Here is a 20,171-nt window from a genome sequence, read left to right as displayed (position 1 = left end):
AGCGTGTCTGTTGATATGTTCATGAAAATTGAAGGCGCCAATGGCGAATCCAAAGACTCCAACCACAAGGATTGGACCGATATCCAGTCCTTTTCGTGGGGTGCCTCGCAACCGGGCAGCATGAGCTCGGGCGGTGGCGGTGGCCAGGGCAAGGCCAATTTCAACGATCTGCATGTGGTCGCCCGCATCGACAAGGCTGCGCCTGCCGTGATGAAGCACTGCGCTAGCGGCAAGCACCTGGGCAAGGTGGAGCTGTCGGTGTGCAAGGCCGGTGGCGAGCAGGTGGAATACTCCAAAATCACCCTGGAAGAAGTGCTGGTGACTTCAGTTCAGCTCAATGCCGAGCGCGATGTGGAAAGCGTAATGGTCAATTACTCCTTCCAGGCCGCACGCGTCAAACAGCAGTACTGGGAACAGTCCGACCGCGGCAGCAAAGGTGCTGAAACGCTGGTGGCCTGGGACATCAAGCAAAACAAAGAAGCCTGATCGGGCTTGGGTTTTCAGGCAGGGCCGCTATGGACCGCTTTCGCTTACCGGGACGCCGCGGGGCCGCGCTGATGCGCGGTCAGGCGGATCGCTTGCAACCTTGTCTGCTCGACAGGCTGACCGACGAGCGGCCCGATCAAACCTGGGAGCCTCCTCAGCCCATGAGCCAGTACCAGATGCGTCAGGCGGTATTGCGCGATCTGGGCCATTTGCTCAACACGCCCAATCAGGGGGCCACCCCCTTGATGCAGGCCTTGGCTCATGTGCGCCGCTCCTGCCTGAATTACGGCATGAGCCCGCTGGCGGGCAAGACCATGAGCGAGGTGGAGTGGCTGGATGTGGAAGAAGCGCTGCGTACCGCCATCCTGCATTTCGAGCCTCGCATTTTGCCCGATACCTTACAAGTGCATTGTCTGGATCACAGGGCTCAGCGCGATTTGCATAACGTCTTGAGCTTGCGTATTCAGGGCCATGTCTGGTGCGAGCCGTATCCGCAGGAATTCTTGCTGCGCACCAGTATTGATCTGGAAAGCGGGCAGTTGGACCTTGAAGAGAGTTACGCGTCGGGATGAATCCGGAGCTGCTGCATTACTACAACCGTGAATTGGCTTACCTGCGCGAGCTAGGAGCCGAATTTGCGCAAGCCTACCCCAAAGTGGCGGCCCGTCTGGGTGTGCACGATACGGCGGTGGCTGACCCCTATGTCGAGCGTCTGCTGGAAGGATTCAGCTTTCTGACGGCTCGCATTCAGATGAAGATGGACGCGGAATTCCCCCGTCTAAGCCAGCAATTGCTGGATGTGATTCAACCTTCCTGGTTGATGCCCACCCCCAGTATGGGACTGGTGCAGTTTCGTCCCAGCATGAGCGAAGGTGCTCTGGCCAAAGGCTTTACCATGCCGCGCCACACCGCCTTGCGCTCCCGTATTCCAGCCGGAGAACAAACCGCCTGCGAGTTTTCTACTTGCCATGCCGTGGACTTGTGGCCCATGAGCTTGTCGCAGGTACGTTTAGGCGATGTAGCAGCTGATCTGCCCCTGGCGGCTTTAGGTAGCCGGCAGGCCGCGCAAGCTCGTTCGGCCTTGAAACTGGACTTCACGGTGCATGGCGGTTTGACACTGGAGGAGCTGGCTCTGGATGAGCTTAGCCTGCATCTGGACGGCCCGGAATCTGACAGCAGCTTGCTGCTGGATGCCTTGCTTCGGCAGGCGTTGGGGGTGTTCATCCAAATGGAGGACGAGGCCCCACAATTTCTGGCTACGTCTGATTGTCTGACACACGATGGCCTGGAAGATGATCAAGCCATCTTGCCCATGGTGTCTCACGAGTTCTCCGGCCATCGCTTGCTGCGGGAGTATTTCGCCTTGCCGGGCCGTTTTGCTTTTGTACGGCTGCGTGGTCTGCAAGCAGCTATCGCCAGAGGACGTGCGCAGGAGCGAAAAAGTCGACGCTGGAGCCTGCATATTGTCCTTAAGCAGGCTTGGCCCGATCTGGCGGCACGCGTTGGCCCTGGCCATGTGCGTTTGTATTGCACGCCTGTCGTGAATTTATTTCGTCGACGCAGTGAACGCATGGCCTTGCGCCCTCAGGCAACAGATCATCATGTGGTCATGGACAGAACGCGTCCCATGGACTTTGAAGTTTGCTTGATGGAGCAAGTGCAAGGACATGGCCGGCAGGGAACAGACGATGTGCTGTTTCGACCCTTGTATGCCAGCACGGCGCAGGATGCAGGACGCTATGGCAGTTACTACACTGTGCGACGCGAACCGCGTGTCGTGTCTGATACCCAGAAACGCTGGGGTGGCCGCAGCAGTTATGGTGGTAGCGAAGTGTATTTATCGCTGGTGAATCAGCACGAGCAGTCCGAGTTTTTTGGCATGAATCAGATCAGTGTTACGGCCTGGTGCAGCAACCGTGATTTGCCCTTGTTGCTGCCGCGCTCGCCCGAGTCTGACTTCAGCCTGCAAGTCTCGGCGCCCGTAGCCGGTGTCAGTTTATTGGGTGGTTTGACCCGTCCTCGACCTGCGTCAACCGGCGGTCGTCAGGCCTGGGATTTGATTTCACAGATGAGTCTGGCCCAGTTGGGTGTGGCCCAGTCCGACCCTAAGCAGGCTGCAGGTCGCTGGCGTGCCTTGCTGGCCCCGCATGTGGACAGCGCGGATGCCGGTGCCTTGCGTCAGTTGGCTTCCATTGTGGCGGTGCAGGCGCGGCCTGTGCAGAGGGCCATGCCGGTGCCAGGACCCTTGGTGATGGCGCGTGGCGTGCATTTTGAGGTCACGCTGGACCAAAGCGGTTTTCCTGGTGGCCGTCCCTTTGTTCTGGCCGCCGTGCTCAGTCGTTATCTGGCCCGTCATGTCAGCCTGAACAGTTTTGTGTCTACCCAGTTTCGTTCCGAGACAGGGGTGGAGCTAGGTGCCTGGGGACCGCAAGCAGGTACGCGGGCAGTGCTGTGAACCGGGCCGAGCAGGAGCAGCTAAAGCCTCAGGCTTCTTTGGAAGAGCTGGGCCGGATCATTCAGCAATGGCCTTATGGCCATGATCTGTTTCGGGTTTTGCGGGCCGTCGATGCCTTGCAAGCCGCCCAGGGCCAGCCCCGTTTGGGAACCGCGCCTACGCCTCGCCAAGAAAATGTGCGGGTAGGTCAGCCGCCTAGTTTGGCTTTTGCGGCCTCCAGTGTGCAAACCGCTCGTTGGGACGATGAACAACTGTATCTGGATGTGCAGGGTTTTGGTTTGTGGGGGCCCAATGGCCCTTTGCCGCTGCACATGACGGAGTACTTTTTTCAGCGTAGTCGCAACTTTGGTGACCGCGCTGGTGTGGCCTTTCTGGACCAGTTTCATCACCGTCTGTTTTTACTGTTTTTCAGAGCCTGGGCACAAGCGCAAGCGGTCTGTGACCTGGAACATGATCAGGATGGTTTTACGCGCTGGCTGGCCAGCTTGGTCGGAGTCGGGAGCCCGAGCGAATCGGCTCCCATGAGCGACCATGCGGTCCATTTTCAGGCACCCGCGCTGGCGTCTCAAACCCGTAGCGCGCCTGCTTTGCAATCGCTTCTAGCCAGCTATTTCCAACTGCCCGTCAGCATTCAGCAGAACGTGCCGGTTTGGGTGCCGCTGGATGATCAAACTCAGATCAGCCTGGGTCGCAGTTGTTCGGGGCTAGGGAAAAATTCCGTTCTGGGTGCACGTATTCTGGACGTGCAGCAAACCATACGAATACGGATTGGCCCTTTGAGTCGGCAGGACTATGGCCGCTTCTTGCCAGGTCGTCCGGCCTGGCGGCAATTGCGCTATTGCCTGGCTTTGTATCTGGGCTTGGAGTGGTCGGTTCAGTTGCAACTGGTGCTGCAAGCCAGCGAACAGCCTGATCTGGGTTTGGGGGCGGGCTTGGGCCTGGGTCAGGAAACCTGGCTGGGCTCGCCCGGCACGCAGGACAGAGCGGATCTGTGCCTGTTTCTGGACAGCCGTCCAGATTGGCAAGATCCGCGCAGCTAAGGCCTAGGCCTGACGCATTCCCTGCAAAAGATCGAACTCGTTTTCCTTGTCGGACAAGGTGCTAACCCACTCCGGGGCGTGGCCCAACTCTGGCTGCCAACTGGCTGCCGGAATGGTGCTGTCGGTGCTGGGTGAACTGGCTGGTTTGGCTGCTGTATCGAAGGGATGCTTGTCCGAGGGCGCAGGCACGGGACCACCGACCGGGACCATGCCGGGAACATGCAGATCTGCGAAAGGATCGGCCGCCGGCGCAGCTGCCAAAGGCGTTTCATCCTGTGTGACGGGGCTGACTCCCGATTCCACCCGGTAGTGCATTTCCCCCAAGGTCAGGCGATCCCCATTCTGCAAGGTCTTGACCTGTGCCAGTGCCAATTCGATGCCATTCACGGCGACCTGGCCGTCTGAGCTGGCTCGTTGAATCGTCAGCACATCGTGCTGGCGACGCAGGTAAGACAGCACGGGCGGCGTCTGATTGTTATCGGGCAAAACCAGATCAGCCTGAGTCCAGGAACCGCAGACCAGACCGGGTTCAGGAACAGGGCGCGGGGCTCCGCCGGACTCTGCTTGCAAACGCCAATCTACAGCTGTGCTCATGGCTGTGCTCCTGCCACTTTTTCATACACCGGGCCCCAGGTGGGGTGACCGCGCTCGGCCTGGGCCAGGGTAAAGCCAGGGTCTACAGCCCGTGCCTGCTTGAAACGCTCTTCACACAAAAAAGTGTAGTCGCGTACGCAAAAGCTGAAGGCCTGCAGTTTCAAGGCTTCGCTGTATTGATTGGGCGCGGCAGCGGGAAGGGTGCTGGAGCGGCCCACTTGCCGGATCACGGTGCTGTAGTCGCCTTCATTGAAGGCAGAGCGTATTTGCTCCAGTTCAGCTTCGGCAGCCGGGCTGAAAACAGCCACTGGTTTGTGCTGGGTTTGGGCGCAGGCTGTCAGTAAAACGGCCAGGGCCGGAACGATCAGGCGGGCAGGTAAATACATGGCAGGAAAAAGAAAAGTTGTACTTGCCCTCAAGACTAGGAAAGGAAAAAGACAGCCACATGACATGACGCGGACGGTTTTGTAAGAGTTGTTGCGCAAGGGTAAGCACCGAAACACCCCGTGTCCTTAACAAAGTTGTCGCATTCATGCTTTTAGATGGGGCGCATTGCCATTCAAGGAGACATCGTGACCGTTCGCCGATTGCTTCGTTTGTGTTCGCTGCTGATGCTGGGTTTGCTGGCCTCGTGTGCGTCCACCTCCAGTCGCATGGCCGTGCCCTACGAGATTGTTCTGACTGCGGATGAGCAGCTCAACCCGGATGCCACGGGTCGGCCCTCCCCGGTACAGGTGTTTGTGTTCGAGCTGCGCTCGGGCAGCACCTTTGAAGCCCGGGACTTCTTTGCCTTGCAGTCTGACCCGCAACAAGCCTTGCAGGCGGATCTGCTCAATGTGGAGCAGATCGTGCTGCGCCCCGGCCAGACTCATACCTTCAAAAGGCCAGGCGATTTGCAAGCCACTGCTGTTGGCGTGGTCGTAGGGTATCGCGAGCTGGATGCCAGTGTGTGGCGTGTCCTCTTGCCGCTGCCCGAGTCGCGCACCACCAATATCTACAAGTTCTGGCAGTCGGCCCCGGACGCCGTCCAGGTCAGTCTGCAATTACGCAAGAACGCCATTCATGTCGTTGATTGATGGGCGTGGAACGGATTATTTCAATGGATAAAGTCATTTGGACCGAAGGGCTGTTTTTACGGCCTCAGCATTTTCAGCAGATGGAGCGCTATCTGGAGCACTATGCCCACGCCGGAAGGCGGGCTACGCAGCCGTTCTGCTGGGGCTTTGAAACCTTGAGTCTGGACGAACAGGCCCTGAGTATGGGCAGTGTCGCCTTACGCGAAGCGCGCGGCTTGCTGCCGGATGGCACGCCCTTTGATTGCCGGCCGGGAGCGATGCAGATTGTGGCCTGGACAGCCCCTGAAGTGGTGCGTCCCGAGCGTCTGATGCTGGTGCTACCTCGTCGTCAGGCCGGGCGGGCAGAGATTCAGTTTGATGGGCACAGCTCGCGTCGTTCGCGTTATGTGGTCAGCGAGCAGGATTTGTATGACAGCAGTGGTTTGTCACCTGAACCGTGCCTGTCGCAACTGGGGCGTTTGCAGCCTGTTTTGCTGCCCGAATCCGAGGTGTATGAAGACAGTGTTGCCATGCCCGTGGCCCGCATTCTGGAGCGCAGACCCGACCGCTCGCTGGTGTTGGACCCGGATTTCATTCCCCCTATCTTGTCCATTCAGGCCCATGCCCGGCTAAGTGCTCTAAGCGCGGATGTGCAGGCTTTACTGCAGGCCCGTGCCCAAGCTCTGGCAGAACGCCTGGGGCCGGGAGGGCGCGGGCAGGGCGATGTGGCCGACTTCATGATGCTGGAGCTGGTCAATCGCTATCGGGCTGCCTTGTGGGCCATGGAGCAGCGCGTACACGTACATCCTGGCGAGCTGTATCAGGCCTGGATGGAATTGCATGGTGCTTTGGCTACCTACACCCAGGACGGGCGTCAGCCGCTGATCTGGCCTTCCTATCAGCATGACGATCTGGCCCAGACCTTCTTGCCGCTGATGTTGGAGTTGCGCCGTGCCTTGTCCGTGGTCCTGGAACAGCAGGCAGTGTCGATTGCGCTGGAGGACAAGGGGCAGGGCGTACGTCTGGCCCAGATTGCGGATCGTGCGCTCTTGCGGCAGGCGGGTTTTGTGTTGGCCGTGCAGGCCGATTTGCCCGCCCAAACCGTGCGGCAGCATTTTGCGGCACAGGTGAAATTGGGGCCGGTAGAACGCATCCGCGATCTGGTGCATCTGCAATTGCCGGGCATCGGTTTGCAGCCTTTGTCTGTCGCGCCACGAGCCTTGCCGTATCACGCAGGATTCACCTACTTCGAGCTGGAAAAAGGCGGCGAGCTGTGGCGTCAGCTGGAGCAGAACGGCGCATTAGCCCTGCATTTGGCCGGAGACTTTCCTGGCCTGCAACTTGAGTTTTGGGCGATACGCCGCTGATCCGGAGCATGGCTATGAATGAGACAGTTTCCTGGAGTAACGGCCCGGTCCCGGACGAGCGCCGATCGCGGGCGGATGCGCCGCGCTTTGTTCCGCAGGGGGCCAATCCCCTGTTGGAGGCCGCCAACCCTTTGCTGGTGATGGTGTCCGATATACGCCGCAGCGCCCGACATGCAGACCCGGCAGGTCTGCGTGCCAAGCTGGTCGCTGAAATCCGTCAATTTGAATTGCGCGCCCAGGCCGTGCCCGTGGCCAATGAAACCATTTTGGCGGCTCGTTATTGCCTGTGCACGACCTTGGATGAAGCGGCCGCGCTAACCCCTTGGGGGCAAGCCGGAGTCTGGTCCTCGCACACCTTGCTGGTCACTTTTCATAATGAAACCTGGGGCGGGGAGAAGTTCTTTCAGCTTCTGGACAAGTTGATGCAAAGCCCGGCGGCGCATTTGCAGCTGCTGGAGCTGATGTATTTCTGCCTGGCTTTAGGTTTTCAAGGCCGCTATCGCGTGCATGAGCAGGGCGCCAGCCAGCTGGAAACCGTGCGCCAACGACTGTACATGAGCTTGCGCCAGTATGGACAGACGGTGCCAGCCGCTCTGTCCCCGCATTGGCGCGACAACCCGGCGCAGAAAGTTGGCAAGCCTTTACCTGTGCCTATCTGGGTGGCCGTTTGTGTGGCCTTGCTGCTGTGCTTGTTGATGTATCTGGGTACCAGTCTGTTGTTGAACCGGCAGTCTGATCGGGCTTTCGAGGACATTGTGGCTTTGCGCCTGCCGGCCTTGCAGACACAGGGCCAGCCGCCGTCTGGTGGCGTCGCACCGCCAGCACCTTTGGCCTTGGCAGAGCTGCTGGCCCCCGAGGTGGCCGAGGGTCTGCTGACCGTGCGAGATCAGGCCGATCGCAGCGTCATTATCCTGCGCGGCGACGGCCTGTTCGATTCAGGAGCTGACCAGATCCGTGCGCCGTTGCTTCCCGTTATTGCACGTATCGCCGATGCGGTGGAAGCCGCGCCGGGCTTGGTGCTGGTAGATGGCTATACCGATAACGTCCCCATACGCAGTGTGCGCTTTCCTTCCAATTTTCATCTCTCGCAGGCTCGTGCCGACTCGGTCAAGGCCGTCTTACAGGAGCGCTTGAGTCAGCCTGAGCGTGTGCGCGCACAAGGCCGGGCCGATGCTGCGCCTGTGGCGGACAATGGCACTGCTCAAGGTCGGGCACAGAACCGTCGGGTGGAGATCACGATTGTGCCCTTGAGCAAGGAGGCCGGGCAATGACACGTCTTTTGAGTCTGGTCTTCAGCCGCAGCGTCTGGACCTTTGTGGGTGTGCTGACCCTGCTGGTGCTGATCTGGTTGCTGGGGCCTTTGTTGGCGATTGGCCAAACCCGGCCATTGGAAACCGAGCTGTCACGCTGGATTGCGATGGCTGTGGTGGTGGTGTTCTGGTTGCTGCGCTTGTTGTGGCGCAGTTGGCGAGAAGGTCGCCTGAACGCGCAGTTGCTAGGCCAATTAAGCCGCCCGGCGCAGAAGGCGTCAGCATCGAGCAATACGGCTACGCCGCATCCTTTGCAAAGCCAGTTTGATGAGGCGATCGAATTGCTCAAGCGGATTCGCTTCGGTTCGCATATGGGCGGGCGTTTGCGTTCCTTGTTGTCGCGTCAGTACGTGTATCAGCTGCCCTGGTATGTGTTCATCGGTGCACCCGGAGCGGGTAAAACCACAGCGCTGGTCAATTCCGGCTTGCAGTTTCCCTTGTCGGAGCGCTACGGAAAAACGTCGCTGCGAGGCGTGGGTGGTACGCGCAATTGTGATTGGTGGTTTACCGACGAAGCCGTCTTGCTGGATACGGCAGGCCGCTACACTACACATGAAAGTGATCCGGTGGGCGATGAACAGGAATGGCGTGGTTTTCTGGGCTTGCTCAAACGCTATCGCCGCAGGCAGCCGATTAATGGCACCTTGTTGACCATCAGTGTGCCGGATTTATTGTCCAGCACGGCCGCGCAACGTCACGATCATGCGCAGGTCTTGCGCCAGCGCCTGGCCGAATTGCGCGAGCGTTTGGGGATTCAGTTTCCTATCTATGTGCTGGTCACCAAAATGGATTTGCTCCAGGGCTTTCAGGAGTATTTCGACCATTGTGATCGTCAGGAACTGGAGCAGGTTTGGGGCTTCACCTTGCCTTATGAAAGCTCGCGCGAAGCGGGATTTTCCTTGTCGCATACCTATGGGCGCGAGTACGAAGCCTTGCATCAACGCCTGGAGCGTGGTCTGGCGGCCGTGATGGCCGAGCAGCCCAACGAAAGCGTGCGTGCCGAAGCCTATCTGCTGCCACAACAGTTTGCTCGCCTGGGGCCGGTGCTGGAGGAGTTTCTGGAACAGGTGTTTAGCCAGTCCCGCTTCGAGGCACCCCTGTTGCTGCGCGGCGTGTACTTCACCAGTGGTCGGCAAGGAGGTGTGCGTCTGGATCAGGTGCGGGACTCCATGCGCGAGTATCTGGAAGTGGATGTGCAGGCGGATCAAGCGCAGCCGGTGGCCGGTCAGGGCCGCAGCTATTTTCTGACCCAGCTGCTGAAAGAGCTGATCTTTCAGGAGGCTGGTGTTGCAGGCCGCGACGAGCGCTGGGAGCGCCGCGTGCGCTTGCGTCATTTTCTGGTCTACGGTCTGGTGGCGGTGGGTGTGTTGCTATTGGGGCTGGCCTGGAGTCGCAGCTTTCTGTTGAACCGCAGCTATGTGGAGCAGGTTGAAGGACGTGTTCCGCATGCTCAGCAACAGGCGGACCAAACACAGGTGCTGGATACCACCCCGGCGGTCGGCTTGCTGCCTTTGCTGGATATGTTGTCGTTGCTGCCGCAAAGCGATCAGTTTCCCTTGAATGCGCCCGGTTTGGAGCGGCGCATGGGCCTGTATCAGGGCGACAAGATGAAGGCCGCCGCCGATACCGTTTATCAACGCGCCTTAGAAAAACTGCTGGCCCCCTTGCTGGCGCGTCGTATCGAAACCGTGTTGCGTAGCGAGCAGGCGCAGGATCTGGAGTACGGCTACGAGGCCCTTCGCGCCTATCTGATGTTGTACGACACGCGACGTTATGACGCGGCCCATTTACAGACGTGGTTGCTGGGTAGTTTGAAACAGGACTTGCCGGCAGGCTTTACCCAGTCGCAATACGACAGGCTGGAGAGCCATGTCCGTGCAGTGACGCAGGCGGGCTTGCTCTTGAATCCCTTCCCGCGCAATGAAGCCTTGATTGAACAAAGCCGGGAACGTCTGGCGCGTATCAGTCTGGAGCAGCGCACTTACAGCCGCATGCGCCGTATTCTGGCGGCCACGCCTGGACTGATGCCCATGTCTGTTGCAGGCATGGCCGGGCCGTACGCGGCCTCTGTGTTCAAGCGTGAAAGCGGTAAACCGCTAACCGAAGGGGTAGACGGTCTATACACCTACGAGGGTTACTGGACCGTGGTTGAGCCACGCATCGACAGCGAGTTGCAGCAGATGCGTGAGGATGATCGCTGGATTCTGGGGCTGGATACGGGAGCCGGACAGTCCGAGGCGGCGCGTCGTGCGGCAAGCCAGGAGCTGCGTCGTCTGTATCTGCTGGATTATGTGCGTGTGTGGGATGAGTATCTGGCTGACTTGCGCCTGTTGCAAGGCGGCAGCTTGCTGGAAAACATTCAGCTGGCCCGCACCCTGTCCATGGCCGATTCTCCCTTGAAGCAGTTGGTCCAGCAGGTGGCTTTGCAAACTCGTCTGTTGCGAGAGGATGCGCAGCAGGGGGCCTCTTTGGGGGTACAAGCCAAAGTGCGGCTGGACGATACCCGGCAGGCGCTGGAGCAGATGTTTGGCCCGGTCGGGTTGGAGGGTAGTCGTCGTAATGAGCCTCAGGCCAAGCAGGTAGAGGCCATCGTGGATCAGCACTTCGAGCCTTATCACCGCCTGGCTTCCAGTAGTGGCGGGGCACCAGCGCCTATTGATGGCACCCTGGAGTTGCTGGATGAGTTCTATGCTTTTTTGACCTCCTCGGATGCTGCTCTGCGCAGCGCGGGTACACCGCCGCAGTCCAATGTCTTGACCAAGTTGCAGGCAGAGGCAGGTCGGTTGCCTGGGCCTTTACGTGATGCGCTGGATCAGTTTTCGGTAGGTGCTTCTGCCGAGATCGCGACGCGGACTCAAGCCAGTTTGGGGCAGTTGGTAAACGCCACTATCGGTCAGTTTTGCCGTAGTGCGATTGCGGGGCGTTATCCTTTCGCCGCTCAATCCAGGCAGGATGTCGCACCTAACGATTTTGCCCGCATGTTTGCGCCGGGTGGCTTGATGGATGCCTTTTTTCAAGAGCATCTGATGCACCAGGTGGATATGTCAGGTGGGCGCTGGCGTTTCAAACCGGGCATAGATGGGCAGGCGGCGGCCAACTTCCGTTATCTGGATGCGTTTCAGCGTGCGGCTGTGATTCGGGATGTGTTCTTCCCGGCAGGCAGTAATCAACCGCGTATTGATATGGCGTTCACCCCGGTTCAGCTGGATGCAGAACTGTCGCAAGTGCTGCTGGATGTGGATGGCCAGGTGCTGCGTTATGCCCATGGCCCGCAGGTCGCCATGGGCGTGCAGTGGCCGGGGCCGCGTGGGGGCCGTCAGGTCAGTCTGGAGGCACAGCCACAATCCGAAGGGTCAGGGATGAGGGCGACAGGTGCCTGGGCGTTGTTGCGATTGCTGGACAAGGCACAGCCTGTATCGGGTGCGTCTGCTGGGGCACAGCGCTTGTCTTTTGCTTTGGGGAGTCGTCAGTTTGTGGTGGATGTGGTGGCCAATAGCTCCAGGAATCCGTGGCGTTTGGCGGAGATGAGAGGGTTTAGCTGCCCAGGGAGCCATTGAGATGCGCCAGGATGATTTCGACTCCAGCCCGGAGGTGATGTGGTACGGCAAGATTCCGGCCATGGGGGACTTTGTGCGCAGACGTATGCCCGAGCCGATTTTGTTGCCGTGGGAGCGCTGGTTCAGCAGTGGTGTCAGCCAGATTCGTTCGCCCAGCAAGACGGCTGGAGCCAATATGCCCAGCTCGCCCGTCCATGCCTGGGGATTTCTGATGTCCTTGCCGCATGGGGGGGTGCAAGCAGGGGCGGTCATGCCCAGTCAGGACCGGGTTGGGCGCGAGTATCTGGTGTGCGCTTTGGTGCCTTTGAATGCCGAGCAATGTCGGCGTGTCCGTCTGCCTGTACTGGCCAATATGGTTGAGCAATTGGGCCTGTCCTTGCAGCAAGGGGTGCGATTTTGCTGGGCGGCAACCCAGTTGGATCAGACTTTGTGTAGTGCCGTGCCTTATGCCGGTTTGCTGGCGGAGAGTGCCGCCGCCCAGTCCGAGCAGCGTGATGCCGGGCAGGACATTCTGAATGTTTTGTATGGCTCTCGTGCGCCGTCTGTGCCACAAGACCCGTGGGCTGTCCTGCAGCCTTGTCTGGAGCCCGGCTCCCACCGTAGTTACTGGTGGTGCCTGGGCATGAACAATCCTAGCTGGTGCAGCGTGACGCACAGTGGCGAGCTAAGTCTGGCCCTGTTTCGGCGCTTGTTCGTGTCAGCAGCAGCGGCAGATGCAGCAAACCGCGCCTATCAACCATGGTGAGACCTTTCATGAAACGTACAAACTCTGCCAAGGATATTCAAGGTCGCCCTTTGGGGCAGATTCTGGACTCTTTGCTGCTGGGCCAACGGCTGGTGATTCTGGATCAATTGGCTTTGCAACTGGCCGAGCTGCATGAGCATCAGGAATGGTATGGCGTGCTGGGGCTGGATACGGTGGTTTTGAGTGATGAAGGTCTGGTTCAGTTATTGCCGCTGGAGCAGAACATGCACAAGCGCAGTCTGGCACAGGCGCGTGCTCAGGGTATGGCCTTTGATGAGCCTTGCGCGGCCCCCGAGCAATATGTGGATGATCCTGTGCGGCCTGCTGGCCCTTGGACGGATGTCTACGCTTATGCGGCCTTGCGCTGGCAACTGACAACGGGCTTTCCTCTGATGGCCGCCCCTTGGCGGCAGTTGAAAGATCCTGTGGTGATGGACGAGGACGCGGACGGTCCGACGCAGGCCATGTTGCAGGGGCTGGCCCTTGACTGGGTGCAGCGGCCTCAGTCCATGGCTTCTTACCGAAGGCTGGAACGATTGGGGCAAGTGCCAGAGCCTGTGCCCGCACATGCTCCCGCTGCGCAAACTGTGCTGCCGATTACGCCTGAACGCCGGTCTTCCTTGCCATTGTGGCTGGCGGGCTTGGCAGTAGTCGTTCTGGCAGGGCTGGGGGCGGCGTATTGGAGCGGTGATGGCGATACTTCCGGGCCCGCTGTTGCATCGTCTGATGCCGATCGTCCGGCGGTGGTGGGCGCCACGCCTGAAGAGCCCACAACAAGGCCGGGACCAACTACGTCGGAGTTGCAGGGCGGGCTGGTGGCGGGTGGGGAGTCCAAGCCGAATGATGTGGCTGCTTTGGGTGCAGGGGTGGGGTCTGCTTCTCAATCGGGGCAGCCTTCGGTGGCAGGATCAGATCAGCTTGGGTCGCAGTCGACAGGTGCACAAAATGACTCGGTGGCAGGGCAGCAATTAGCCCAGGCTTCGGGCTCGCAAGCCGCGACAACACCGGAGTTGAAACTGCTGGTCGAGTCGGGAGCTTTGCAGCCTGCTTTGCCAGTTCAAACACAAAACACATCGGATGATGCAGCTCGCCTGGTTTTGGCCGATCATGCTGCCGGAACAGCCGGAACAGCCGGAACAGCCGGAACAGCCGGAACAGCCGGAACAGCCGGAACAGCCGGAACAGCCGGAACAGCCGGAACAGCCGGAACAGCCGGAACAGCCGGAGCCGCTGGAGGGGGAGCAGCAATAACAGGCGCCTCCGGAGTTAATGAAACTACCGGGGCTGCGGGAAGTGCCGGAGCAATGGGAATTATCGGGACTGCTACGGCCACTGCATCAGGGGTGGCCGCAAGCACGCAAACCGACTCCTCTGAGCCTTCCGCGCAAGTCGATCATGTGGAACAACTGGAGCCGGTCGCTGCCAAGCCTGCGCCACCTGCCAAGGGCACAATCGCCCTGGATATACGGCCTTGGGGGGAGGTCTATGTGAATGGCCGAAAGCAAGGTGTCAGCCCGCCTTTGAAGTCCTTGTCACTGGCTCCAGGCTCGCACCGCATTGTTGTCAAGAATGCGGGATTGCCAGAGTTCAGCACAACCATTCGAGTGCGCTCAGGAAAGACGGCCAGCGTCAGTCACGAGTTCAAATAGGCTGCGAGAACCGAGAACCGAGAACCGAGAACCGAGAACCGAGAACCGAGAACGAAGACGCTTGAAGGCGGCGTAGCTGACTTACGTCGTCTTGCGCTTGCCGATCAGCCCTGTAGCCAGCAATGTCCCGAACAGAACGGTACTCATACCGATCAGCATCTGCGCGGTCAGGGCCTCGTCCAGCAGCAAGGCACCCCACAACACCCCAAAAGGCGGCACCAAAAAGGTCACCGTAATGGTTTTGGAGGGGCCGACATTGGACAGCAGGCGGTAAAAAATCAGGTAAGCGACTGCGGTACACAGCAAGGATAAGGACAGCGCAGCCCCCCAGGCATGCAGGCCCGGAAACTGTGCGGGCCACCAGTAAATGGCTGCGGGCAATAGAACCAATGTTGCGCTGACCATGCTGCCTGCTGCTACTGCCTGTGGCTGCACGCCGCGCAGATAGCGGGCGGTAAAGTTGGCGGCAATACCGTAAAACACTGTGGCCAGCAAAGATGCCAGCACAGCCCAGCCTTCGGCGCCTTTATTGAAGCTGAGCTTGTCGTACACCAGAATCAGAATGCCCAGGAAGCCCAGACACAGGCCCAGAATGCGGCTGGGTGTCAGGCGCTCTTTCAACCAGACTCGTGCCACCAGTGCGCCGAACAAGGGAGCCATGGCATTCAAGACGGCCAGCAAGCCCGACTCCAGTCGCAAGGCTGCGAAGGCGTATAAGGAGAAGGGCACGGCGGCATTCAGAATGCCCAGCGCAAAGATGGGTTTCCAGTTCGCCAGAAAGATGGGCAAGCGTCCCGTGACGGTGATGTAGCTCATCAAGGCCAGGGCGCTGACACCGACCCGTATGGCGGTCAGGGGAAAGGGGCCAAAGTCGGGGACCGCTTGCAGCGTAAATAAAAACGAGCCGCCCCAGATGGCGGCCAGCAGGAATAAATCGCGTAAGTCTTTGGGGGACATGGGAGTCAGATTGGTGGCGGCGGTCCGCATGGGCCGCATAACAGAGCCGATTGTAATCCTCTGGTCGCGACCAGGACACTGATGCGGGGCGTTCAAGTGGAAGGTCTGAAATCCCTTGATGCTTTAAACAGACAGCTCGTTGTTCAAAGCCCGTTTCAGGACGTTGAAGACGCGTTTGTCCCCGCATTGAGCGACGTTGAAGCGCAGAAACTGGACAGCATCAGGAGCTTGGCTGAAAACAGGGCCAGGGGCCAGCACGATGCCATGGGGTAGACAGGCGCGTGTCAACGTCAGGGCATCATGCCCGGCGGGCAGGCGCACCCAGAGAAACATGCCCTCGCGGGGGCGCAGCCATGGCGTCAGGCCAAGTTGCTGCAGCTGTGTCACGGCGTGATCCATGGCTTTGGAGAGCCGGTATCGAACTCGTTCCAGATGTTTGCGATAGCCGCTGTCGCCAAGCGCGCTGTTCAGAATATGTGAGGCCAGGCGGTTGCTGCTGAAACTGGTGGCGGTACGCAAGTCGACCAGGCTCTCGATCCATGGAGTCTGGGCCGCGATATAACCGCAGCGCAAGGCGGCCGACAGTGTTTTGGAAAAACTGCCTATCTGTACTACGCGGGACAGCCCATCCAGTGCCGCCAGTCGGGTAGCGGGTCGGGTCTCCAGATCCCCGAAAATATCGTCCTCAATAATGTAGAGGTCGGCGCGTTGCGCCATGGCCAGCACGCTATGGGCCGTCATGGCCGAAAGGCGTGCGCCGGTTGGATTGTGTATGCCTGAATTGGTGATGTACAGGCGGGGTTTGTGTTCTTTAAGGGCAGCCTCAAAGGCCGCCAGATCAGGGCCCTGATGGGTATAGGGCACGCTGGCGATTTTGGCCCGATGCGCTCGCAGCAGCGCATGGAAATTGAAGTAGCAGGGGTCGTCCACCAGGACCGTATCGCCTGGCTCCAGAAAGAAGCGACAAAGCAGGTCAATAGCTTGAGTGCCCGAGTCGGTCAGCATGATGTGATGCGGGGCAGCATCTATTTCGGACTGCACGAGACGACGGGCCAGCATTTGTCGCAAGGGCTCCAGGCCCAGAGGCGAGCCGTAGTCCGTCAAGTCCGCGCTGGGGCTACGGGCGGCCTTACGTAAACCGCGGCGCACTCCTTGGTCATACATCCAATCCGAGGGCAGCCACCCGCAGCCGGGCATCAGGACATCGGCCTCGGCTTCCAGAGATTGGCGCGAGATCCATAAAGGATCGATATCCTTTTCCAGAGCTGGTTCCAGGGCGGCCAAGCTGAGTGGAGCCAAAGGAGCCGTCACATAAAAGCCGGAACCTGCGCGAGCCTCGATCAGACCTTCGGCGGCCAGCCTGCCATAGGCTTCGACAATCGTGGACACCGACACGCCCGCCGATTTTGCTTGTGCGCGTACGGATGGCAGGCGGGTGCCGGGCGGGTAGGTCCGTGCCGCGATGCGTTCACGTACGGATTGCATGATGTAGTCGATACGGGTCAAAGCAGACATGAGGCGGGCTCGGGTGCGGTGTATGGGTCCGGTGAGCAGTACAGTTTTTTAAAACTGTACTGGACTGTGCCTGTGTATGCTGGCATAGCTGTGTTGTACTGACAAGCATCTTTGTTGGAGAGTGAATGATGGATAGCAAGGCAGTCAGCTGGCTAAATGGCTTTATAGGCGTAGCAATCTTTGCCGGATCTCTGCCGGCTACACGTGTTGCTGTGCTGGGCATGGATCCTTTTTTCCTGACTGGCGCGCGAGCGGTAGTCGCTGCCTTGTTGGCAGCTGTCTGGTTGCTGATCGGGCGTGTGGCACGGCCAAAGCGATCAGACTTGTTACCCCTGGCCGTGGTTGGTTTTGGTGTCGTGCTGGGATTCCCCTTGTTGACGGCGCTGGCCTTGCAGTACATCACTTCGGCGCATTCTATTGTGTATGTCGCCTTGCTGCCTTTGTGCACAGCCCTCTTCGGGGTGGTCTTGGCCGGAGAGCGGCATAAGCCCGTGTTCTGGCTGTGCTCTGTTTTGGGCTGCTTGCTGGTGATGGCCTATGCCGCGCGAGAAGGTCTGGATGCGGCCTGGCAAGGGGACCTGTATATGCTGGCCGCCGTGGTGGTGTGTGGCTTGGGTTATGCCGAAGGTGGACGTCTGTCGCGTCGTTTGGGTGGCTGGCAAGTTATTTGCTGGGCCTTGGTGCTCTCCTCGCCTTTCATGTTCGTCATGATGCTGTGGTTCTGGCCGCAAACATTCAGCAATGTGAATACAGCAGCCTGGTTAGGTTTCGGCTATGTGTCAGTGTTCAGCATGTTCCTGGGGTTTGTGTTCTGGTATCGGGGGTTGGCGCAGGGCGGGATTGCCGCAGTGGGGCAACTGCAGTTGTTGCAGCCTTTTATGGGCCTGGGATTGGCTGCCGCCTTGCTGGGTGAGTCCGTCAATGCCAGCATGATCTGGGTGACTTTAGGCGCTGCCTTGTGCGTGGCGGGGGCGCGGCGCTTTGCCTCCTGATGGCAGAAGCCGGACGATAAAAACCGGCCTGTCCCATTCATGGACAGGCCGGTTTCAAGACAAGCTGAGCAAGCGTTTTAGGCTTCCGCGTGCTTGGCTGCTTCTACCGCTGCATGCGTATCTTCTTTAGCACCATTAAAGAACAAGTTCAGCAGAACGGCAGCAATCGAGGTTAGCAAGATGCCCGATTCGATCAGCGGGTGAATGGCGTGAGGCATCCACTGCATGTAGTTGGGCGCAACCAGCGGAATCATGCCGACGCCAATGGAGATGGCCACGATCATGGAGTTGTTGCGGTTGGTTTTGTAATCCACGTTGGACAGGATGCGGATACCGGTGGCCGTCACCATACCGAACATCACAATCCCGGCGCCGCCCAGCACCACTGTGGGCAGGGACTCAACCAGGGCAGCCATTTTGGGCAGCAGGCCCAGAATGATCAAAATCACACCCCCGGCCACGCAGACAAAGCGGCTGCGCACGCCTGTCACGGCAACCAGGCCCACGTTTTGCGAGAAGCTGGAGTAGGGGAAGGTGTTGAAGATACCGCCCAGCAAGGTGCCCAGACCGTCGGTGCGCAGGCCGCGTGCCAGATCTTTCTGATCCACTTTCTTGCCTGTCATGTCGCTAAGAGCCAGGAACATGCCGGTAGACTCAATCAGCACCACAATCATGACCAGTGTCATGGTCGCAATGTGCAGGATATTGAACTTGGGCATCCCGAAGTGGAAGGGCAGAACCAGATCAACCCAAGCTGCATTGGCGACTTTCTCGTAGGTCATGATGCCCATGGCCGAGGCCACAACGGCGCCAATAACAATACCCAGCAAGACGGCCACGTTAGCCAGAAAGCCTTTGGCAAATTTGGCGATCAGCAGGATCGAGGTCAGCACGATGGCGGCAATGCCCAGGCCAGTCAGGTTGGCGTAGCGCGGGTTCGGTACCGTTGCTTTCAAGGCCAGACCTTCTGGAGGTGGGGGCAAGGCCGAGCCGGGCATTGCTGCGGCCGATTGTGCGTGTTGAATCCAGGCCAGGTGGTCGGGGTTGATGACCGTGGGGGCGGTAGGGCCAACAGGGTTACCGAAAATCCAGTTGATCCCCACTCGCATCAGCGTAATGCCGATCATGGCAATAATGGTGCCGGTGACCACAGGCGGGAAAAAGCGCAGCATGCGGCTGACGGCAGGGGCGATGATCATGGTGATGATCCCCGCCCCGATGACCGTGCCAAAGAGCAACTGGGCTCCTTCCTGGCCGGGGTTGGCCTGTGCCATGGAGACCATGGGGCCGACAGCGGCAAAGGTCACGCCCATCATGACGGGCAGCTTGATACCAAAATACTGCGTAAAGCCCATCGATTGGATGATGGACACGATGCCGCAGACAAACAGGTCAGCAGCAATCAGGATCGATACTTCTTCAGACGTCAGGTTTAATGCCCGGCCCACAATTAGTGGAACCGCGACGGCACCGGCGTACATTACCAGAACGTGCTGCAAGCCCAGTGCAGCCAGCCTGCCGTTCGGTAATCGTTCGTCGACGGGTGCGGTGGTCGCGTTCGTACCCATGAAATGTCTCCAGAGTGGATTAATTATTAGATGAAGCCATTTCAATGTAACGGCGTGCGACAGTCCTGTCATAAGACAATTCGTATAGAGCCTAGGTGGACCTAGCTATAGATGAGGGATAACCCCCAAAAAAAACGCCCTGATTTGGGCGTTTTTGATGCGGCTAAGGGAAAACACTGCTTTGGTGACACATGGTCAGGCCGTGAGGGAAGACCGTTGTATACCGGCACCAGTAACGGGTTTGCGCTCGTCGCGCGTATGTCGTGTTTGTATCAAAAATGAGTTTTTCACTACGACTTGATGGTTGTATCAGGCCTATTGGAACGTCAGCAAGTGTCAGTTATGACTACCTTGTAAGCTGCCTGATAGTCCTGAAAAAGCTCGTCTGGCGGCTTTAACACAGCATCGGATTGTTACAGTGCGGCCCTGCTCGATTTCAATTCTTTATAGATTAGAACAACTGCGTAATGGTAACATTCGCAGCTGCTAATCTTTTTGCAGTGCAGCAGGCTACCGCCAAGTAGGCAGGGTTTTTTGGCGAGGAACAGTCTTTGCTTAATGTCGAATTGAAGTTTTTATTTCGCTAAAGGTGGCGACGGAATAAAAAAACCTTTGATATTTTGCCTAGTGTCTTGATTAGACAGCCTTGGTGAATATACCCAAGGCTTTGTTATTTTTCAAACACTCGTTTTTTGTGCTTAACAATAAATAGAATAATATCGTCAGTGAATATTTAATTTGGATGTTTTGTTTTTGGCATGATTGCTTAAATAAAAATCGAAAATAAATATTATCGGATTACATGGAATTTATATATATTCCATGTAATTAGGGTTTGTAAATCATAGTAACGGGACGTAAGTTTCGCCATTGTTTACTGG

16 protein-coding genes are annotated in these 20,171 nt (G+C 58.5%); 11 read left to right on the top strand and 5 right to left on the bottom strand.

Translation table 11 applies throughout. From position 1 onward, the window contains the following. Positions 1-3 precede the first annotated feature (3 nt). From OSH04_RS10135 to tssG, 4 genes are read left to right on the top strand one after another with little or no spacing between them, the layout of a single operon-like run. Positions 4-486, top strand: coding sequence for an Hcp family type VI secretion system effector (locus OSH04_RS10135; protein WP_035270090.1), 483 nt, complete (start codon positions 4-6; stop codon positions 484-486). A 29-nt stretch (positions 487-515) separates the two neighbouring features. Then, positions 516-1,058, top strand: a complete 543-nt coding sequence (gene tssE, locus OSH04_RS10130; protein WP_021447237.1) for a type VI secretion system baseplate subunit TssE — start codon at positions 516-518, stop codon at positions 1,056-1,058. Beyond that, on the top strand, positions 1,055-2,941 hold the full coding sequence (gene tssF, locus OSH04_RS10125; protein WP_009455539.1) for a type VI secretion system baseplate subunit TssF: 1,887 nt from the start codon (positions 1,055-1,057) through the stop codon (positions 2,939-2,941). The genes tssE and tssF overlap by 4 nt, the downstream gene beginning before the upstream one ends. Next, on the top strand, positions 2,938-3,981 hold the full coding sequence (gene tssG / locus OSH04_RS10120) for a type VI secretion system baseplate subunit TssG (RefSeq protein ID WP_266108400.1): 1,044 nt from the start codon (positions 2,938-2,940) through the stop codon (positions 3,979-3,981). The genes tssF and tssG overlap by 4 nt, the downstream gene beginning before the upstream one ends. A 3-nt stretch (positions 3,982-3,984) precedes the next feature. Here tssG and OSH04_RS10115 read toward each other — a convergent pair whose 3' ends face one another. Both OSH04_RS10115 and OSH04_RS10110 read right to left on the bottom strand, forming a co-directional pair. Then, positions 3,985-4,575, bottom strand: coding sequence for an FHA domain-containing protein (locus OSH04_RS10115; RefSeq protein WP_266108399.1), 591 nt, complete (start codon positions 4,573-4,575; stop codon positions 3,985-3,987). Then, positions 4,572-4,961: a TssQ family T6SS-associated lipoprotein gene (locus tag OSH04_RS10110; protein ID WP_266108398.1), complete on the bottom strand. Its 390-nt coding sequence runs from the start codon at positions 4,959-4,961 to the stop codon at positions 4,572-4,574. The genes OSH04_RS10115 and OSH04_RS10110 overlap by 4 nt, the downstream gene beginning before the upstream one ends. Before the next feature lie 186 nt (positions 4,962-5,147). Between OSH04_RS10110 and tssJ the strand changes: the two genes are divergently transcribed. From tssJ to OSH04_RS10080, 6 genes are read left to right on the top strand one after another with little or no spacing between them, the layout of a single operon-like run. Continuing rightward, complete coding sequence (gene tssJ, locus OSH04_RS10105) at positions 5,148-5,651, top strand: type VI secretion system lipoprotein TssJ (protein ID WP_266108397.1); 504 nt, start codon at positions 5,148-5,150, stop codon at positions 5,649-5,651. A 23-nt stretch (positions 5,652-5,674) separates the two neighbouring features. Beyond that, on the top strand, positions 5,675-6,997 hold the full coding sequence (gene tssK / locus OSH04_RS10100; protein WP_266108396.1) for a type VI secretion system baseplate subunit TssK: 1,323 nt from the start codon (positions 5,675-5,677) through the stop codon (positions 6,995-6,997). Positions 6,998-7,011: 14 nt separating this feature from the next. Then, positions 7,012-8,268, top strand: coding sequence for a DotU family type VI secretion system protein (locus OSH04_RS10095; RefSeq protein WP_266108395.1), 1,257 nt, complete (start codon positions 7,012-7,014; stop codon positions 8,266-8,268). After that, on the top strand, positions 8,265-11,864 hold the full coding sequence (gene tssM, locus OSH04_RS10090) for a type VI secretion system membrane subunit TssM (protein WP_266108394.1): 3,600 nt from the start codon (positions 8,265-8,267) through the stop codon (positions 11,862-11,864). The genes OSH04_RS10095 and tssM overlap by 4 nt, the downstream gene beginning before the upstream one ends. Position 11,865: 1 nt before the next feature. Continuing rightward, positions 11,866-12,609: a type VI secretion system-associated protein TagF gene (tagF, locus tag OSH04_RS10085; protein WP_266108393.1), complete on the top strand. Its 744-nt coding sequence runs from the start codon at positions 11,866-11,868 to the stop codon at positions 12,607-12,609. An 8-nt stretch (positions 12,610-12,617) separates the two neighbouring features. Next, on the top strand, positions 12,618-14,258 hold the full coding sequence (locus OSH04_RS10080; RefSeq protein ID WP_266108392.1) for a PEGA domain-containing protein: 1,641 nt from the start codon (positions 12,618-12,620) through the stop codon (positions 14,256-14,258). Positions 14,259-14,339: 81 nt separating this feature from the next. On the opposite strand, the gene OSH04_RS10075 is transcribed toward OSH04_RS10080, so the two are convergent. Both OSH04_RS10075 and OSH04_RS10070 read right to left on the bottom strand, forming a co-directional pair. Further along, positions 14,340-15,245: a DMT family transporter gene (locus OSH04_RS10075; RefSeq protein ID WP_021447235.1), complete on the bottom strand. Its 906-nt coding sequence runs from the start codon at positions 15,243-15,245 to the stop codon at positions 14,340-14,342. 93 nt (positions 15,246-15,338) lie between these two features. After that, a complete protein-coding gene (locus OSH04_RS10070) occupies positions 15,339-16,730 on the bottom strand; it encodes an aminotransferase-like domain-containing protein (RefSeq protein WP_266108391.1) in 1,392 nt (463 codons plus the stop codon). 128 nt (positions 16,731-16,858) lie between these two features. On the opposite strand from OSH04_RS10070, the gene OSH04_RS10065 reads away from it, so the two are divergent. After that, entirely contained in the window at positions 16,859-17,722 is an 864-nt protein-coding gene (locus OSH04_RS10065) for a DMT family transporter (RefSeq protein ID WP_035270575.1), read from the top strand. A 77-nt stretch (positions 17,723-17,799) separates the two neighbouring features. Here the strand turns inward: OSH04_RS10065 and OSH04_RS10060 are convergent, their stop codons facing one another. Further along, entirely contained in the window at positions 17,800-19,290 is a 1,491-nt protein-coding gene (locus tag OSH04_RS10060) for a nucleobase:cation symporter-2 family protein (protein ID WP_115634524.1), read from the bottom strand. Positions 19,291-20,171 lie beyond the last annotated feature (881 nt).

This window comes from Alcaligenes nematophilus (genome assembly GCF_026344155.1).
GTDB lineage: Bacteria > Pseudomonadota > Gammaproteobacteria > Burkholderiales > Burkholderiaceae_B > Alcaligenes > Alcaligenes phenolicus.
Note: the sequence above shows the minus strand (reverse complement) of the source record. Positions and strands in the feature narration are given on the sequence as shown.

Bases quoted from the DNA above. Each gene is read 5' to 3' on its own strand.
- tssE (WP_021447237.1), top strand. From the start codon at position 516: ATGGACCGCTTTCGCTTACCGGGACGCCGCGGGGCCGCGCTGATGCGC.
- tssF (WP_009455539.1), top strand. From the start codon at position 1,055: ATGAATCCGGAGCTGCTGCATTACTACAACCGTGAATTGGCTTACCTG.
- OSH04_RS10115 (WP_266108399.1), bottom strand. From the start codon at position 4,575: ATGAGCACAGCTGTAGATTGGCGTTTGCAAGCAGAGTCCGGCGGAGCC.
- OSH04_RS10110 (WP_266108398.1), bottom strand. From the start codon at position 4,961: ATGTATTTACCTGCCCGCCTGATCGTTCCGGCCCTGGCCGTTTTACTG.
- tssK (WP_266108396.1), top strand. From the start codon at position 5,675: ATGGATAAAGTCATTTGGACCGAAGGGCTGTTTTTACGGCCTCAGCAT.
- OSH04_RS10095 (WP_266108395.1), top strand. From the start codon at position 7,012: ATGAATGAGACAGTTTCCTGGAGTAACGGCCCGGTCCCGGACGAGCGC.
- tssM (WP_266108394.1), top strand. From the start codon at position 8,265: ATGACACGTCTTTTGAGTCTGGTCTTCAGCCGCAGCGTCTGGACCTTT.
- tagF (WP_266108393.1), top strand. From the start codon at position 11,866: ATGCGCCAGGATGATTTCGACTCCAGCCCGGAGGTGATGTGGTACGGC.
- OSH04_RS10080 (WP_266108392.1), top strand. From the start codon at position 12,618: ATGAAACGTACAAACTCTGCCAAGGATATTCAAGGTCGCCCTTTGGGG.
- OSH04_RS10075 (WP_021447235.1), bottom strand. From the start codon at position 15,245: ATGCGGACCGCCGCCACCAATCTGACTCCCATGTCCCCCAAAGACTTA.
- OSH04_RS10070 (WP_266108391.1), bottom strand. From the start codon at position 16,730: ATGTCTGCTTTGACCCGTATCGACTACATCATGCAATCCGTACGTGAA.
- OSH04_RS10065 (WP_035270575.1), top strand. From the start codon at position 16,859: ATGGATAGCAAGGCAGTCAGCTGGCTAAATGGCTTTATAGGCGTAGCA.
- OSH04_RS10060 (WP_115634524.1), bottom strand. From the start codon at position 19,290: ATGGGTACGAACGCGACCACCGCACCCGTCGACGAACGATTACCGAAC.